The sequence below is a fragment of the Pelobium manganitolerans genome, from assembly GCF_003609575.1.
Classification (GTDB): Bacteria; Bacteroidota; Bacteroidia; order Sphingobacteriales; family Sphingobacteriaceae; genus Pseudopedobacter; species Pseudopedobacter manganitolerans.
Map to the genome: position 1 here is coordinate 26,944 of NZ_MBTA01000029.1, position 18,344 is coordinate 45,287.

An 18,344-nucleotide genomic window follows, 5' to 3' on the forward strand; every position below is an offset into this window, starting at 1 on the left:
CTTAAAAATACGTTTGTCTCCTTTTCTGAAATCTCAGACCGATGTTTATTTAAATGTTTGATTTAGCTCCACCTCGGTCCAAAAAGCACTTCTCCCTTCTGTTTTTTTCCTAACTTCTGACACTCGGGCCGGCATAACTATAGATGCTTTATTCCCGATATCTGTACGGATAAAGCTGATAATTGATGCAATATATTGATCATTGTTATAGCCAAACGGCGGCATAATATCCGGATAAACATGCCCATCAATCGGACCCTGAAGTCCGTTTAGTAAAATTGCAATCAGTTTATCAGGATTTCCGTTAACCAGTTTTGCACCCGATAAAGCCGGAGCAGGCAAATCTTTACCACCTATTGCAACACCTTTGCCATCAGGTCCGTGGCATGTTGCACAAATACTGTTAAAAATATTGGCACCCTCCGATACCAGCTGCCGCGCCTGCTCATTAAGTTCTTTAGCTTTTCTTTCGCTCTCTTCTTTGGCCACCCGCACTGCTTCATATTTTTGAACAGATGCTATCAAAGCTTCATCTTGCGGATAAGTTTTTAATAAATAAGCAATGATATCTTTAGCCATCGGCATTTCTTTAAATCTTAAAGTCAGGCCCAACTGATAACGCACATCTGCACTTGGATCATTTTTTAGTTTCTCCAGTTCTTCCATTATAGAGGCATCTCTATCTAAAAATTCATCGGATATCCAAACAGCAGTTTTTCTTACGCGAGCGTCTTCATCATGCAAAGCTGTAACTAAAGTAGCTTTATCTAGGGCTTTAATGCCGTTTAGTGTCCACAAAGAATGTATTCTACTTAAATGATTGCTACTGCTCGTTAGCTGTTTTAGCTGGGGCTGGATAGATTTGTCTTGTTTAAGCACCATTAACTTTTGTGCTTCGGTACGGTACCAACCGTTTGGAGAGTTTAAATAATTTACCAACTCTGCCGGTTTCTTATCCAATAGGCCGGGTTTGGTGTTGTCTGTTTTTTTACGGTCCGGAACAATTCTATATATGCGCCCCTTGCCGATGTTTTGGTCAAGGTTATGACGCAGAATCTGCTGACCTAGATAGCTGTCGGGTTTAGTCCAATGTGCTTCTTGTATAATTCCTCGGTGCATATCAACAATATATAGATAACCATCTGGGCCAGTGGCGCTGTTTACTGGCCTAAAATTCATATCTGTAGAAGCCAAAAACTCTTCCTGGTTATAAGCGTTTGTCAAAGTGACTTTTCCGTTTTCATGATGATGGACTTTAGCGCGACGTACCAGACGTCCAACCGGTTCCACAATAAACAAGTCTCCTTGTAACTCCGGCATTTTATCCCCACGATAAATACTTTGTCCGCCTCCGCCGGTAAAATGATTTAGGGTGCTGTCAGGCCTTAAGCGCATTTTTCCACCTTGTACATCTGGGGTAGCAACAATAGGCCAAACCGCTTTAAAATCTGCATTGTATTGATCTTTTAAATCAACCCGGCCATAAAATGGGTTTTGCTGAAAATTTAGCGCCGGAGTTTCGGCGCCTGCCGAAGAAAGAAAGATACGCCCGTAATCATCTGTCGCCAAGCCCCACTGCCCTCCTGGACGTTCTTTGTATAATTCTGGAATTAGCTTTCCATTTTGGTAATTGTACCTTCTGCTCTCAACGCTTACATATATCTTATTATCTAAATTCCAAACCAAGCCACTTCGTTGATGCTCAAGATTGGCTTTACTTACAGAATCATCCCTAAAAACTATTTCTTTCTGGTCTGCAACGCCATCACCGTTTGTGTCTTTATAGCTGTAAATATGGTGCGTATAAGTTTCGCTCACCAAAATACGGTCGTCCAAAGGCATAATCATTCGCGGCAATACCAAGCTATCCACGAAAATCGTGTATTTATCCATCACACCGTCGCCATTGGTATCTTCTAAGCGTTTGATGGTAGAAATAGGGATATCCTGATCATTGCCGTAGATATCTTGCATATAAGTTCTCAGTTCTGCCACATACATTGCTCCGCTGGCGTCCCAAGCAATTGCTACCGGCTCTACAACCATTGGCTCGCTGGCTACCAGTTCTGCACGATAGCCGGGAGGTAAATAAATAGAATTAAGGCTTTCCTTCTTATTTAGATACCCAAACTGCGCATCTTGTTTAACTATAATTTTACCAGATTGGTCTCTTTTAAGTCTTTTTTTTGGGGTACTGCATGTGTAAGCAAGGGCCGCCACCATTAATATTGAGCCGAGTTTTAAATTCTTTCTCATTAACACCTTATTTAAATTTTGCTGCGTATTTAATTCCCCCTAAAAGGTGGTTTAAGAAAAGCGGGTCTTTGTAGGATGCATCTGTATGGCCCAACTCGGTATAAAATGACCTGCCACCGTCAAATTCATGATACCAGGCCATGGGGTGAAAGTCACCGTTTGTGCCTCCTTTGTAAGTGTTTTCATCAATGGTAATTAACACGTTTAAATCTTTACGAATAAATTTCCAGTTGTACCACTCGTCTTTTCGAATCCATTCCTTCGGTAAATGCATTGTAGAAATATGTGATTGGTCAACTACGTTTAAAGTAGCTACCTGCCCCGCCGGATGTCCGCCAAAATAAGCACCTACTAAGTCTCCGTACCATTCCCAATCATATTCTGTATCCGTCGCAGCATGTACGCCCACAAATCCTCCACCTTTATTGATATATTTTTTAAACTCTTTCTCCTGAACTGGGTTTAAAACGTCGCCCGTGGTACTTAAAAACACCACCGCCGCATAGCGTTTTAAGTTATTATAGGTAAACTGCCCTGCACTGGTAGTGGTGTCCACTAAAAAATCATTGGCCTTCCCCATTTCCTGAATCGCCACGTTGCCTATTGCAATAGATTGATGGCGAAATTTTTCCGTTTTACTAAACACAAGTATCCGGGGCGGTTTAGACATGGCGCACAACGTTGTTGCAATAAATAAGAACAATGAATAGCAGATGGTACTTTTAAAAAATAATTTCATTTACTAAAATTTAGAGATTAGACTTAATCCGTAAGTCTTGGGATTGCCCAGATGCGCAGCCCCAAAATTATAAGCATAACTAATGTAGCGTGTATTAGTAATGTTGGAACCCCACAATGCGAGTTCTTTCTGCCCGCTTTTGAGGCTAAGTCTGGCGTTGAGGATATTGTAGCTACTTTGTGAAATCGTGTTCTTTAGATCAAAATACTGCTTACCTATACTTTTCCACTCGCCGCGGGCCAATAGTTTGTATTGTTTGGACAGACCAAATTGGTATTGCATACCTAAGAAAGAAGTAGTTCTTGGCGTAAAAATTTGCGCATTGTTCTTATAGTTTACATTGTTTCCTTGATTTTCCAAAATCAAATTTTTGTATTTGGCGCTGGTATATCCAAAATTGTAATCTAACCTTAAGCCTTTCAACAACACCGCTGAAAGTTCTAATTCTGCCCCTTTGCTGTTAAGTTCGCCTGTGTTCTGTGTTACCGTAATAGCATCGGGCAAAATTAAGGTAGGCACTTGCACATCGCTTAAACGCATGTAAAACAAAGCGAGGTTTAGCCTTAATTTTTTGTTTAAGAATGTGTTTTTGCTGCCTAATTCGAAGTTATTGCTGTATTCTGGCTTGTATGCTACTAATGGCGGTTCACTAGGCTCGGCAGAAAGCTGACTTATACCTCCAGCCCTAAAGCCTCTGCTATAAGACAGGTATAAAAAATTCTTTGTGGTTGCTTTAAAACTTAAAGCCAGTTTTGGGCTCAAAGCATTAAAAGATGCTACAGAAGACGTATCTGTACGCGTTACCATTATAGCGCCTCCGTCTGGCACAAATTCTCCTTTAACATTTTGTTTCTGATGTTCATAATCGTATCGCATACCGGCAGTTACATCCAATTTGGAAGACATTTTATAAGTTAAATGGGCAAAAGTGGCCAAACCGTAACTTTTCCCTAAATTGGTATTGATACTAGTAAAATTGGTCATTGGCGAACCGTACATCCTAGCATCTTCGCCAAAATGGGTGCCTTGTTTTACCGGGTCATCTTGTAAAAAGCCGTAAGCACCTATTTGCCAGCTAAAATCAGAATCGGTGGCTGGCGAAGCAAATCTAAACTCTTGCGTAAACGCTCCTACCTTGTTATAACTCTTGCCGTAATTGTTTATTACGGTAATAATGTCAAAAGGAGAAAAATCACCATCAATAGGTTTTGTATAATAACGATAGTTTTCTTGATAAGCGGTTTGAGTAGTCAACGTAAACTGCGGATGGTAATATTTTGCACTAACAGATGCGTTAAAAGTGCGATCGCGCATCTGGGTAATAGCATTTTGGTCAAGAACGAAGGGTTGCGAAAACGCACCTGATGCATCGTCGCTAAGGGGAAAAGCACCTTCATTGTTCTGCTGCTGATGCTTGAAATTTATCCCAAAAGAAAGGCGATTGTTGACATTATACTTAAGATGATAATTTCCTTGAACAGTAGTTTGATCATCATAAGATGAATTTGTAAAATTATTTTTGTAAAAACCGTCCTGCTTTAAGAACATTCCAGAAGCGCTAAGAAGTAATTTATTTGGCAATATCGCCGTCTTAATACTCGCTACATAACGTTGTGCATTGTAGTTGCCATAACTTAAGTCTATATATCCTCCCGACTTGTTGTCGGACTCTGTAGTGGTAATATTAATTACTCCACCTGTAGCGTTACGGCCAAACAACGTACTTTGTGGACCTCTTAAAATTTCGACTTTTTCCAAATCGCCGAGTTGTGCAATATAGGTGTCTAGCCCAAATTGATTTACCCCGTCTATATAAGTGGCTACTGCTGGATCATAAGAAGTGGTAACTACGCCACGTATACTGTTGACCGTTCTATAATCGCCGGAATGCCCGGCATACATGTTTGGGGTTATTGCCGATAAATTATCGGTATACCAAATTTTTGAATTTTGTAGATCTTGTGCATCTAATACACTAACGCTTGTAGGCGTGTTCTGTAAATTTGTTTGTGTTTTTTGAGCCGTAACCACAACCTCGTTTAGTTGTCGCGAAACGGGTTGCAATTGAAATTGAGATTTGCCGGTGCTCCGCCCTATTGCGATTTCTATGACAAGACTAGCATAATTTAAGGCACTAATTTGTAACGAGTAAGTTCCCGGTGACAAAGATCTGATTTCAAAATTCCCAGCTTTGTCAGTGGTAGCAACCACGCCCAAATTTAATAAGGTAACCCTTGAATTTTCGACTGGCAGGCTACCATGTAAAACTTGCCCCTGAAAATTAACACTTGTTTGGGCGCACAAAGAAAAGCCCCATATCAGAAACAATAAAGTGAAAGACGGTTTTAACACTACTTGGTAACAGGTTTAAGCGATAAAATGTATTGTACCATCTTTCTGGCATCGGCGGACGATAAGTTAATGTGTGGCGCCATAGGTATATTTCCCCATACGCCGCTACCACCTTCAAGTACTTTCTTAGTAAGCTTTTGATAGTTTGCTTCTGTTGCGGGATATTTTTTTGCAACGTCTAAATAAGATGGCCCTAGCAATTTCGTATCTACTTTATGGCAAGCCAAACAATCAGATTTTGAGATTAGAACTTTTCCTGACTCAATAACGGAAGCGCTAGGCTTTGCTACTTGTTTGCTTTGTGCCTGCAATAAAAAATTGCCAAACATTAAAGTTGCAATAAAAAATGGAGTTTTCATATATCTTCTTAATTAAGGTTTATAGCGCCAAAGATTCTGCGCCGCGCGCATATACAACCTACCTTGCTTATCCATAGCTAGCAGACCCACGCCTTCTTTTAGCACGCTTGCCTCCAATGTATTAGCATTTATCTTGTAAAATTTACTGTTAAAAGTTGCATAAATATTTCCATTGGGATGCATAAGCATAAATGCGTTTCTCCAAATATGGCTAGGCGTTCCGGTAAGATCGTAGTATTTTTTTGTTCGCTCAACTTCTTTGGTCTCAGGATTAAAAACAAACAGAGTACCGTCGGCCATTCCCCAAATTTTCTCATCCGGCCCAAGCATTAAACTAGTTATCGCCCAGGCCTTTGTTACCGGAGTTATCTCATACAGCTTGGCTTTTCCGTCAACGCTCCAAGCGAAAAGCTTTGCCTCCGGAGCCGACGGTGATACACCCAAACCGCCCGATATAGATGTCCCGCCGATTATTATACCTTTATAGTTAAGTAGGCTTACAACGGACTGATTTTCTACCACACCTGTATAGCTCTCTAACTTTCCGCTAGAAACTGTGTATTCCACCAATGCACCGCCTAGTTTTCCATAACCCGGTACAGTGCCAAAAAACAGCTTGCCTTTATCAGCCACGCTTGCACCTGCAAAAGGCCGGTCTTGCCCTTCTATCTTTCCCAAATTTCGTGGGTTGCCTTGTGACACGTTCCATGGACGCTTTGTATCATAAACATAAAAATTGGCAGCAGGGTAAATACCAAAATAAATGTTATCCCCTTGAACTGTCATTCCTTCGGCCTGTCCAAGACCCGCATACTGAACTACTTTATCTGCAACTGGATCATAAGCTGCGTTTCCGCCTGCCAAATATCCACTAGACCAGATACGACCGTCCGGCCCGGTAATGAGGGTCTGAATATCGTAAGGCTGCGGAGGAACCTCGTATTTCACAGTAACAATTTGACCTGTTGCCGGGTTATAGCGCCTAACCTGCGAATATTTGGTCAAAATATGTAGTGTACCGTCTTTGCCCCACCTCATATCTTTTGCTTCGTAACAATCCGTTATTGCTGTGGCTGGTTGCGCAGGAGTGTTCAAGTCTTTTGAATACAGCTTGTTTTCTGCAGTGTAATAGGCTAAGTTAGAATTTGGAGCTTTGATTAAGGAATGCGCATCCGTAGTTCCAAGTGTTTCTTCAACCGTTTCAGTATTAAGATTATAAATTAAAGTCACTCGCTTTTCCGGACTTGTAACCCAGGCAAATAAACGGTCGCCGGTTGCATATCCCTCGGCCAAACCCATGTAATAAACAAATTCTTGCCTATTATAAGTTGAAGGTAAAATGTTTTTCTTAGCCTTTGTAGCAAGATCTATCACCACTAAAGCGGCGTGAGAACCTATTCCACAATACAGCTTATTGGTCGATTCTTGATAAGCTAAGCTTCTTACATAGCTTTCACCAGCAACCACAGCACCGCCGCCCACATCAGAAAATCCGCTCTGCGGATGGTACCTAAACACACGTGCACCGGGATACGTGCCTCCGTAAACTTCGCCATCTTTGCCGGCAACTAAGTCCATAATTGTAGACTGACCGGGCAAAACAAGGCCTAAATCTTCTAGAGTATTGGTACCGGGACGAGTGCGGTAAAGGTGCGCGTTATTTGCAGCAATATATAGCCAGTTATCTGTAAACACCATGGCAATAGAACCATCCGCATCGCCCAGCTCCAGATCTACTTCAATTTTGCCACTTTCCATATTATAACCTACCAAATGACCGGGTTTACCAGAAATCACCGAGTAGGCATACTCTTTACCAGAAACGTCTTGGGCAAAAGCGCTCTCCTGTAAAGTAGTTGCTGTAAGTTGTGGCCCTACGTTGGTAAAAATACCAGCAGAGGGCTCTGGCACCTTTAAAGATTTGGTAGCTTCTTTCTTACAAGAAAAAATCACCAGTATAAATAGAAGAGCACAACTTGGAAGAAAGCGTTTCATTATTAAGCTAAATTGGTAAAGTAAAGATAGTAAAAAAAATTAATAAGTCTTTAACATTAACCCAATTTTTTGCTTAAAGCACGCTATTTGTCGTAACCTTTTGGTGTATAGCTCCACAAATTTTCTGTATCACGCGTATACAAAGTACCATTTGGATCCATACTTAGTAAGCCCACACCTGTTTTAAGAATCGTAATATCCATAGTGCGTGGATCAACTTTAAAAAAGTTGCCTCCGGCTGCACCGTACATTAGACCATTTTTATGCAGCTGCAAAAAGCCAACGCGCCAAATATGGCTAGGATTAGTGTCTATCTTAAACAGTGTTTTCTTTTTGAGCACTTTTCCGGTTCTCGGGTTTATCACAAAGATACTTCCATCTACAAAGCCCCAAATTGTGTTGTTTGGACCATCAGCTAAGCAGGTGACTGCCATACCGCCCTTGGCTGGCACTATTTCGCGTACTATTTTTTTTGAGTGGACATCCCAAACAAATATTTTACCCTCTGCTTGTGTAGGTTTGGCGCCTAATCCTCCAAATATGGTGGTGCCACACCAAAGAATGCCGTCTTTATAAAGCAAAGATGCAATAGATTGGTCTGGGATAATGTTGCTGTACGTAAACAGGCTATCGCTTTCAACGTCATATTCTGCCAGTGCGCCACCAAGTTTACCGTAGCCGGAAACAGTTCCGAAAAACACCTTATTTTGATCTGGCAAGCTGGCAGTGGCGAAAGGTCGATCTTGATTTTTAATGTAGCCTAACAACGCGGGATTTTGCTGTTTAGGATTCCATTCTTGATTTACATCGTAACGATAAACGCGCGCTTTTGGATAGATTCCGAAGTAAATGCTGTTTTTATGTGCAACCATCCCTTCTGCCTGGCCTAATCCTGCTAAACGTTTCGATTCGCCAGTTTGGGGGTCATAAACTGCATTTCCGCCAAGCAGATAACCACTAGACCATATTTTTCCATCGGGCCCAGTCACCAAGGTTTGTATACCGTAAGGCTGGGGTGAAGTTTCTATTTTAGAGGTAATAAGCTGTTTGGTAGCCGGATTATACTTTTTAATTTCACCATATTTAGTTAAGAAATGCAATAGGCCATCTTTTCCCCAGCGCATATCTTTTGCCGGACCTGTGTTTAATAGCACCTCTCTTTTTTGCGGCGTTTTTACAATATCACTACGATAAAGCTTCCCATTGGCGGTATAATAAATATGGTTAGCATCTTTAGCTTTAAGTACGGTTTGCGCATCAAGTGTTTCCAAAGTTTGCTCCAGCTTATGTGTTTGTAGGTTGTAAACCAAAATGTCTCTCCCCTGCGAACCCGTTACCCAAGCCAGCAATCTATCACCACCGGTAGCGCCTTCGACAATGCCCATATCATAAACAAACTCCCGGTCTTGGTATTCTCGCGGCAGTAGTTCTTTCTTCGTTTTAAGGTGCATATCTATTTTTACCAACCGGGCGTGCGACCCTACTCCTGCATAAATATTTCCGGTGCTATTTTGGTAAATCAAACTCTTTACGTAATTCTCGCCTTCCACTATTTGTCCCGCCACGTCAGAAAACCCATCTTTTGGGTGGTATCTAAATATTTTGCCCGTTGGGAAAGTGCCACCAAATACTTCTCCATCTGCACCGGCCTCCATATCCATAATTTCTGCAGTGCCTTCTAGCGCTTTGCCTAAGTTTTCTAGCCGGTTGCTGCCTGGCCTTGTGCGGTATAGATGCCCGTTTGACGCACCAATGTATAACCAATGGTCTGTGGAGGCCACCATATCAATGGCTCCTTCAGCGGTAATTATCTCCAGATCTGCAATAACTTTTTGCGCACTTAATTTATAGCCAATCAAATGCCCGGGACGGCCACGCACAACGGTGTAGGCATATTCTTCACCTTTTTGGTCCTGAATAAAAGCTGTTGCCTGTAAGTTTGCAGCCCTTAATTGTACGCCCAAATTTCTGAAGCTACCTTCGGGAACTTTTTTTGTTGAAGAGTCTGTTCTAGATTTCAAACTGCACGAAGTTGCCATCGCTATAAGCAGTATCCAAAAAGTAAAACTGGCTGGCTTAGAAATATTCATTTTTTAAGGATTAAAAGACCACAAATTGGCGTTTCTGCGGAAGTAGAGCGTGCCATTGTTATCCATAGTTAACAAGCTCACTTTCTCTTCTACAAGCTCAAATTCAATAGTTTCGGGATTTATAGAGTATAATTTTCCATTGACTGCTACATATACTTTTCCGTTTGGATGTACCTGCATGAAGGCGCTTCTCCAGATATGGCTTGGCCTACTGTTGATCGCAAACAATCGCTTACGGACTATTATTTTTCTGGCATTAACATCTAAAATGAAGAAATCGCCATCGGCAAAACCCCATATATTACCATCGGGCCCGTTGATTAGGCCGGTAACAGACATTATATTTTTTCCAGGAGATATTTCAAAAACTTTTACTTTTCTAATCGGGTCCCAAGCAAAAATAACCGCCTCTTCTTGTGTAGGCACGCCACCTAATCCGCCAAAAATGGAAGTTCCGCCAATTACCAAATCACCGCTTTTTACCAGACTTATTATAGACTGGTCTTGGATTAGGTTCTCGAAAGTGGCTACCTTTTTTGACTCAACATCATACTGCACCAAAGCTCCGCCCACGTGGCCATAAGTAGGTACTGTTCCAAAAATAACCTGATTTGATTTTTCCAAACCCAAAACCGCAAAAGGACGATCCTGCCCGCTTATCTGTGCAATGAATTCGGGATTGCCATTTTTAACATCCCAAGCCTTGCGGGTATCATACTTATACAAGCGAGATTTGGCATAAATACCAAAATAAATAAACGGCCCCAAATTGCCCATTCCCTCGGTTTGATCGAGACCGGGTTTTTGCGTTACCTCGCCTGTCGTTGGATTATAGGTTGCGTGGCCCCCTGCCAAATATCCGGCGCTCCAAACATTTCCATCCGGTCCAAATCCTATTGATTGTATATCAATTGCTTGTTTTGGAATTGCTAAGCTGTGCGTGGCCAGCGCATTGGTTTTTGGGTTGTAAACATGCACCTTTTCTGAAGCGGTTATTAAATACAGTAAGCCGTCCTTTGACCAGCTTGAGGCCTTAACTTCGCCACTAATAGCGCATAATTCCTTCGGTTTACGAACCCGCTTTGTATAATCTAGCGCAAAAAGTCTCCCTGCCGAAGAATAATAAACTGTAGCCTGGTGAGGAGATTTTATAAGTGATTTGACATCTAAAGACGGCAAAACATCTTCAAATCGTTGCGTGTTTGTATTGTAAACAACCGTCACGCGCTGTTTGGCGCCGGTTAACCATCCAAAAACCCTATCGCCACCCGGTAAATTATTAATAATATTAATGTGGTAAATAGCTTCTTGTTGCCGACTTGTATCGGGTAAAAGCTGTTGAGTTTGACCCGTAACCGGGTCTAACTTTATTAAAGCGGCTTTGGTGGCAATGCCGGCATACAGTTTTTTTTCGCGTTTATCATATACTAAACTACGGGTATAATTTTCAGTATCTACTAGTGGTTTGTTGGCAACGTCAGAAAACCCTTTGTCGGGATTGTAGCTAAAAACCCGACATCCAGGATATGTACCTCCATAAATGGTATTGCCCGCGCCCGCCGTTAAATCCCAAATTACTTTTTCTCCTGGTAATGCGATACCCAGATCCTCCACAGTAAAAGTGCCGGGAGTATGTTTAAATAGATGACCGTTAGCTCCTGCAATATAAACAATACCGTCATTTCCGGTAATTAAGTCCCAAGAACCATCTGTACCTTCCAATTCCACGTCCACAATTTTTTTGTACGATGCTATTTCAAAACCTACCAGGTGGGCCGGTCTGCCTCTTACTACAGTATAAACATAGCTTTTCCCATTTTGATCATCAGCAAAGACACTTCCTTGGATAAGCGAGGTAAAAATTTGGGGTCCTAAGTTTTTAAACTTGGATTGCTTTTCTTGCCCGAAAGTGATGAAGGGTAAAAACGCTAGAAACCACATCCAACGTTTTAGTCCAAACAGATTATCCATTATCATTCTCCAAAAAATCTTTTACGAAATCGTCATCATTTAAATGAGGATATGCTTTATAAACTCTGTCTATCTCTTCAAACTGCCCTTGTGATAATTTCTCGTTGGGATTTAAACACCAAAGGCCGTTTAACAAGCCCTGCCTATGCAATACCTCATGTATTCCGGGAATGCATCCGTGGAACTGGTGCGAGGGATCAAACATAGCCGCATTTACATCAGTAATCTCAACGCCCAAACTTAATAAGGCATTTGCACTACTAGCATTAGGGCTTAAACGGTAAAGTTTTAACTCTTCTAATAGCTCAACGGCTTTTTTAGTCCATACTGCCCAATGCCCTAACAGTCCACCAACAAATTTCTTTTCAACGGTATGGGTATTTACATCAAACCTATAAGTCGTAAGTAGATCGCCCACAATGTTATCATCATTGCCGGTATACATTGCGATTTTATTATTACGGCTTGAGTTAACAACGGCGCGCATTACATCTAGGGTTTGATAACGATTAAACGAAGCGCATTTAATTGCTTCAACGTTTTCAATCTCGGCAAACCTCAACCAAAAATCATAACTGAATATCCTGCCGCCGACAGAGGGCTGCAGGTAAAAACCGAATACTGGAATTACAGAAGCAACCGCTTTTACCCGATCCAGTATTTCTTCTTCTAACCAATCATTGAGGCCCCCCATGCTTAATAACCCTATATTGTATCCGTGCGCTAAAGCAATTTCGGCCTCTTTTACCGCTTGGGCTGTGGGCCCGCAAATTCCAGCAACCTTAATAAAAGGGCGTTGTAAATTGGCTTTATCAACCTCTTCAGCTGCCAAAGCCAAAACCTTTTCATAAAGGTTTATTTTTGGATCTCTTATTTCAAACTGGGTAGAATGGACAGCCACCGCAATACCGCCTGCACCGCTGGCCATATAATACCTAGTTAATTGTCTTTGCTTAAATTCGTCTAATATACGGTTGGCGTCTAACGCTAAGGGGTGCGCCGGAATTACCGTCCCATTATGTAAGTGGCCAACCAGTTCTTTTGATAACTTTTTCATTAGAATTTTCCTCCTCTCTCTTGAAAATGAGTGGCTTTACCTAATTCTTCACCGCCTTGTTTTACCCAATTGGCGGTAATGTCAATAATCTCTCTAATGGTAACACGTGGATAACCGAACATGCGATGGCATTCGGAAGCATTGTTCAATAACGCCGATCCTTCGGCTTCGTAAATAAACTTTGGTTCCTTTGCGAATTTTTTTCCAAATTGTTCTGCAACCCACCGCACCGAAAGCGTCTCCGGCCCCGTTACGTTTAATATTTTTGCAGGTGATTGACAGTGAAGCAACGAACGGATCGCAATCTCATTCGCGTCGCCCTGCCATATGACATTTACATTTTCTGTCCGTAAATCTATTTCTTTACCGCTTAATACAGACTTTGCAATTTCCATAAGCACACCGTACCTAAAGTCTACGGCATAATTTAAACGATAAATAAGTGTAGGTGTTTGGTTTTTTCGCGAAAAATATTCGAATATACGCTCTCTACCCAAACAAGATTGAGCATACTCACCTATTGGCTCTGGCGCTGTCTCTTCTGATACGCCTCCAGAAGTGACTTTTACAAACGGTAAAACATTACCGGAAGAAAACGCAACAATATTAGACGATTTGTATTTCTCGGCTACACGCCCAGGCAAATACGCATTCATAGCCCATGTAAAACCCTCATTACCAGTAGTTCCAAATTTATGCCCGGCTAAATAGACTACATTTCTAACCAACGGCAATGCTTGCAAAGTGTTTTCGTCAAGCAAATCACAAGCAATCGTTTTTACGCCCAAAGCATCAAGCTCAGCTCTTGACCTACTGTCGGAAAACCGAGACACCCCAATGATTTTCTTATCGACTCCAGCGGCTTTGGTAGCCTCTACGGCCAGTTTTCCAATGCCTGGTCCCATCTTTCCGCCAATACCTAAAATAATAATATCTCCTTCAATCTTTGCTAAGTCTGCAATTAAGGCAGCCGAAGGCTTCGTAAACTCGTTCTCTAATAATGTTAAATCTGTCATATCAGCTTTTAGTCTGTTTTATTTTAAATTAAAATATTGATGAGGCTGCTAATGGCCAGGCCAGCCACAATTAGTAAACCAATTGCACCCGTAATTTTCGCAAAGGTATTGTTGCTTTTGTTACCCATAATCTTCGGATCGTTAGCAATAAGATAAAGCGCTACTCCAATAAAAGGCACCAAAAATATGGTGACACTTTGAGCCAGAACAATAAGTTCTAGTGGCAACTTTCCGAATTTTAGCGCTACGCCTGCTCCAACTATCATTACTAAAGCAATAAAACCTTTTACAGCCTTAATATTTAAATTGCTTCCGTAGCCTAAAGCATCCCCTAAAAGAGTGCCTCCTACCGTTGCGTTGCCAACAAGTGACGAAAATGAAGCTCCAAACAACCCGACAAAAAACAATGCAGCAGCACTGCTACCAAAAAGAGGCTCTAAAGCTAATGCCATTTCTGAGGCACTATTAACCTTTAATCCTTGCGGATTTAACACACTTCCTGCACAGATAAGGACAACTGTAGCCATGAGTCCTAAAATCACGATACCAGTGGTGCTGCTGGATTGTGGGTTCTCTTCCGGAGCGTCCGATTTTCTGGATTTTTTTCGTTCTTGAACTAAATAAGATTGATAAAAAGCGCCAACTAACGAAAAACACGATGCAATAAATGCTATAATTAAACCCATTGATTCGCTCGGGACAGAAGGCACAAAACCTTCTGCAACATCTACGACATTAGGCTCTATTAAGAAAAAAGTTGCCAGAAAAGAAAAAAGCATGATTGCCACTAATGCGATCATAAGTTTTTCCATCAGCTTATAAAAAGAGCGGAAGAAAAGCAGAACGATGCCTAGCAGGTTAAATATCACAACCCAATTTAAAGGATTAGTTTCTGTGGCCTCGCCGATTGCGATACCTACACCGATAGAATTACCCGCTTGAAACGACGCCGTAACCAGAAATATACCTAATCCTATGGACACAGCTATCTTGTTTCCAAATTTTTTCCGAATCAAACTCAACAGAGAGATTGGGCTTACCATCCCTATCCTGGTGCTCATGCGGGTAAAGACAATCATGAAGAAAATGGCAAGAACCACCACCCAAAGTAACGAGTACCTATAATCTGCACCCATTTTAGAGGTAATGGTCATTTTACTAGGGCCAAAGACCAGTGCTGCAGTAATAATACCAGGCCCCAGTGAAAATAGCCATACCTGAAAGCGATTAAGTACATCAGAAAAGTGTTTTTTTGTCATTTATCTACGTGCTTTTGTCACATCAGTGACTGAAATTGCGCCGGCTTTGTTGCCAAAACTGCTTCTTATATAAGTCAAAATTTTAGCGATTTCTTCATCCTTTAAAAAATTGAAAGCGGGCATGTGCTGGTCATACGTTTTGCCTTTGACTGTAATTTGTCCTGATAAACCATCTAAAACTATACGCAAAAGTTGTTCTGGAGAACCTAAGGTTTGTTCTGCGCCTGATAGTGGGGGAAATGTATTGGATACACCTTGGCCGTTTTCTTTATGGCACGATTCGCAATAAGCTTTGTATAACGCTGCGCCGCTTGTATTTGCGCCTATGGTTTCTTGGTCTTCTGCACGCAAAGGTTTGTGAACAGCATTTTTTGCTGGACTCAACTTTAAGATTTTATCGTCATCATTTTTAGGAAAACCCGGTTGCGGATTCCAATCTTGATTGCTGGTAGCTAAAAAGACGTCGCCATTGGCAGCTACAGCAACAGCTCTTAGCCTGCCGAAATGCTTTGAGAAAAAAACCTGTTCTTGTTCAATTTTTTCTTCATATGCATTTAGCTTTAAAACTCTAAAGCTTTGGCTTTTTAAAGTTACCAGTAACAAAGAGTTTTGCCATTCAGGTATAGCGGATGAATTATAATACTGCAAGCCAGCCGGCGCAATCACTGGAGTCCAAGATCTAATAGGTTCTGTACGAGGAGATTTTTCAGCTATTGCTATTTCACTTGGCAAATCGTGTATGCCCTCAATCTGTGGCCAACCGTAGTTATGGAGAGGCTTTATTAAATTTACTTCATCCTCTATGGCATCGCCATGCTCTGATGTATAAATTTTCCCTTTGTTTGATACGGTAAGGCCTTGCATATTACGGAAACCCCAAGCATACACCAAGCTACCCCGTATAGGATTATCGTTCGGCACAGAGCCATCTGGATTCATCCTCAGTATTTTACCGTTCAAGGATGTACTATCTTGCGCAAAAGTATCGCTGGCTGCGTCGCCTGTGGCCCACAGCAATTTCCCGTCCTTAGAAAATGTTACCCTCGAACCATTGTGGCCGGTACTGCCCGGGATGGTATGCAGTGTAACCGGATTACCTAGCGTGTCGCCGTTGTAAGTTAGTCTTACCAGCTTTGAGAAAATACCCGCGCTGTTTTTTGTAGTGTAGCTGATATACACGTACGGATTTTCTTTAAAATCTGGCGAAAGGCACATTCCCAAAAGCCCTAAAGTGCGCTTATGGTAAACATCGGCCACGCTGTACAAATGTTTTACACTGCCGGTATTTAAATCTAACTTACTAATATTGCCAGCTATTTCTGTAAACATGATCTGATGATCGTCTATCAGCTGTATATCCCAAGGCACGTTCAAGCTATCTGCAACTATACTTACCGCAAGTAAGGTTTTGTTTAGTTGTACATTTGCTACAACAGGAAAATCAGCCTTCTGTTGAAAGCTGCCGCAGGAAATAAAAAATAAAAGGCAAAAGCCCAGTAAGGTTTTAATCTTCATAAATAACTTCATCGTTTGGCCACTCTGTTTCCAAACCCTGGCTGCGTATAAACGCCTGAAACTCTTTTAGCAAAGCTTTATCACTACGCACTTGGCGTGGGATAACATTTTTTTCTTCAGCAAACGTAACCAACATACCCACTGCTTCGCCAATACTCCACTCTACCGGATGAAGCCGGAAACACCCGTTAGAAATATGCGTTGTGCCTATGTTTTTATTTGCTGGTAAGATATTTTTCATGCGTTGTGGCAATAATGCACCTAAAGGGATTTGAAAACGGAGAGAATCAAAGTCAACATAATTTACTCTATCAGATGTGGGATGTAAATCAATATGGTAATATCCGACGCCCACACTGTCGTAAAAAACAGAGGCTTTGTTTTTATCTTCCCAAGCTTCAGCCGTTTTGCGTCTGTTCTCTCTTCCTACGTGTTGCTCTTGTACCCTAAACACAGGCTTGATTCTTCTTGCCTCGCGGATATATGGATATTTTGCCAGCCCATCCTCGGTGCCCATAATGTCCTTTCGTAATCTTAAGCCTCTCCAGCCTTTTCCACCATCTGGTCGTGGTGCTTCGGTTTGCAGCCAATAAAGTAAAGAAAGGCTAAGCTGTTTGGCACTGTTAAAATGTTTGCTAAACTCTTCTTCAGATGCGCCAATTAGGTTACCCAGCATATAGTCATTCTGTGGCCAGTTCACAATGGTAACATCGCCTTTGTAAAATCCATCGTTAAAGTTTGTTTTGTCAATGATTTTACGGTAGTTCCATAAGTTCAACATATCCCCTGTCGGCAATCCTTCGGGATGAAATCCCAATTTTTTGGGCTTCAGGGTTCGTGGATCAGAGTAATGGAGATCGAGCAATTTTCCAGCCCAAGCGGGCTCTAAATCAGGCACATGATTAGCCCAAAAATCATAGTCAGCCGGCTTAGGAATAGTATGGTCTTCGCCAGGGACGTAATCTATGGCAAAACAAGCCGTAAAAGCCTGATTGCTTTTCGGGTTGGCTTGCTTAGGCGCATGCAGTTCTCCGGTATCTTTTCTTGACTCTGTACCTGTAACAAACTCAGTCCCGGTCATAGGCAGCAAATCGCCCATTTCGGTGGCATCTACATAATATGGCGCGCTTAACACCATCTTTTCTCCAGATTTTAAGCTCTTTACCGTCACAGATTTAACCTCGTCATTAACTGTATCTGCACCAACAGCTTTGTGTTGTAGCAGCAATATCAGTTTACCGTTAGAAATATAAGGAGCAATTAGACTTCGCATTGCTTCTAAAGCAACCCGAGGTTCATGACAAAGTCTGGAAACTACGCCGTTGCCCGGATTAAATATAGGATTGGCCTTTGCGGTTTCTGTTACCGGATAATTGTCTTGATAATATTGACGTACCTTCGTTCTAAAATCTCGATATAATTTTGTAGAGCCGTGGGTTTCTATCCATTGATGCTCATCTGGCGGTACTCCCTGCTGAGTTAATTGACCGCCAATCCAATCTGTTTCTTCTGTTAAGACAACGGTTTTATGATTTCTTAGTGAGGCCATAGCGGCCGCGAAACCACCTAAACCAGCACCGATAATCACAACATCAGCATGCAATGCTTGGTTTGGACCCCAAAACACTTGGTTATGCGCTTTCTCGGTGGCATTTGCGGGTAAACCTATAAACGATGCTGTAGCTACACCGCCACCGCCCACAGCAAGTAATTCAATAAAATTTCTGCGTTTCAT

12 protein-coding genes and 1 pseudogene are annotated in these 18,344 nt (G+C 41.8%); all 13 read right to left on the bottom strand.

Translation table 11 applies throughout. The features are described from left to right. Positions 1–45 precede the first annotated feature (45 nt). The 13 genes and pseudogenes from BCY91_RS15730 to BCY91_RS15785 all read right to left on the bottom strand — a co-directional run bounded on the left by BCY91_RS15730 (position 46) and on the right by BCY91_RS15785 (position 18,344). Complete coding sequence (locus BCY91_RS15730; RefSeq protein WP_120183007.1) at positions 46–2,256, bottom strand: DUF7133 domain-containing protein; 2,211 nt, start codon at positions 2,254–2,256, stop codon at positions 46–48. 7 nt (positions 2,257–2,263) lie between these two features. Continuing rightward, a complete protein-coding gene (locus BCY91_RS15735) occupies positions 2,264–2,995 on the bottom strand; it encodes a ThuA domain-containing protein (protein ID WP_120183008.1) in 732 nt (243 codons plus the stop codon). Positions 2,996–2,998: 3 nt separating this feature from the next. Further along, on the bottom strand, positions 2,999–5,026 hold the full coding sequence (locus tag BCY91_RS15740) for a TonB-dependent receptor (RefSeq protein ID WP_245989194.1): 2,028 nt from the start codon (positions 5,024–5,026) through the stop codon (positions 2,999–3,001). A gap of 6 nt (positions 5,027–5,032) precedes the next feature. Then, positions 5,033–5,347 (bottom strand): annotated as a pseudogene (locus tag BCY91_RS18100) (carboxypeptidase-like regulatory domain-containing protein); the annotation flags it as partial. After that, the gene (locus BCY91_RS15745; protein ID WP_120183010.1) at positions 5,347–5,706 is read right to left on the bottom strand and encodes a c-type cytochrome; all 360 of its coding nucleotides are present in this window, start codon (positions 5,704–5,706) and stop codon (positions 5,347–5,349) included. The gene BCY91_RS15745 and the pseudogene BCY91_RS18100, both read right to left, overlap by 1 nt. A 12-nt stretch (positions 5,707–5,718) precedes the next feature. After that, entirely contained in the window at positions 5,719–7,701 is a 1,983-nt protein-coding gene (locus BCY91_RS15750; protein WP_147387952.1) for a ligand-binding sensor domain-containing protein, read from the bottom strand. An 83-nt stretch (positions 7,702–7,784) separates the two neighbouring features. Beyond that, positions 7,785–9,791 carry a hypothetical protein gene (locus tag BCY91_RS15755; RefSeq protein ID WP_120183012.1) on the bottom strand — a complete coding sequence of 669 codons (2,007 nt, stop codon included), beginning with the start codon at positions 9,789–9,791 and terminating at the stop codon, positions 7,785–7,787. A gap of 3 nt (positions 9,792–9,794) precedes the next feature. After that, entirely contained in the window at positions 9,795–11,762 is a 1,968-nt protein-coding gene (locus BCY91_RS15760; protein WP_147387953.1) for a ligand-binding sensor domain-containing protein, read from the bottom strand. Further along, positions 11,755–12,819 carry a dihydrodipicolinate synthase family protein gene (locus BCY91_RS15765; protein ID WP_120183014.1) on the bottom strand — a complete coding sequence of 355 codons (1,065 nt, stop codon included), beginning with the start codon at positions 12,817–12,819 and terminating at the stop codon, positions 11,755–11,757. Before BCY91_RS15765 ends, BCY91_RS15760 begins: the two co-directional genes overlap by 8 nt. Further along, positions 12,819–13,835 (bottom strand): NAD-dependent epimerase/dehydratase family protein, encoded by a 1,017-nt coding sequence (locus BCY91_RS15770; RefSeq protein WP_120183015.1) that lies wholly within the window; start codon positions 13,833–13,835, stop codon positions 12,819–12,821. The genes BCY91_RS15765 and BCY91_RS15770 overlap by 1 nt, the downstream gene beginning before the upstream one ends. Before the next feature lie 23 nt (positions 13,836–13,858). Continuing rightward, positions 13,859–15,094, bottom strand: coding sequence for an Nramp family divalent metal transporter (locus BCY91_RS15775; RefSeq protein WP_120183016.1), 1,236 nt, complete (start codon positions 15,092–15,094; stop codon positions 13,859–13,861). Next, positions 15,095–16,609: a PQQ-dependent sugar dehydrogenase gene (locus BCY91_RS15780; protein WP_120183131.1), complete on the bottom strand. Its 1,515-nt coding sequence runs from the start codon at positions 16,607–16,609 to the stop codon at positions 15,095–15,097. Continuing rightward, on the bottom strand, positions 16,599–18,344 hold the full coding sequence (locus tag BCY91_RS15785) for an FAD-dependent oxidoreductase (protein ID WP_120183017.1): 1,746 nt from the start codon (positions 18,342–18,344) through the stop codon (positions 16,599–16,601). Before BCY91_RS15785 ends, BCY91_RS15780 begins: the two co-directional genes overlap by 11 nt.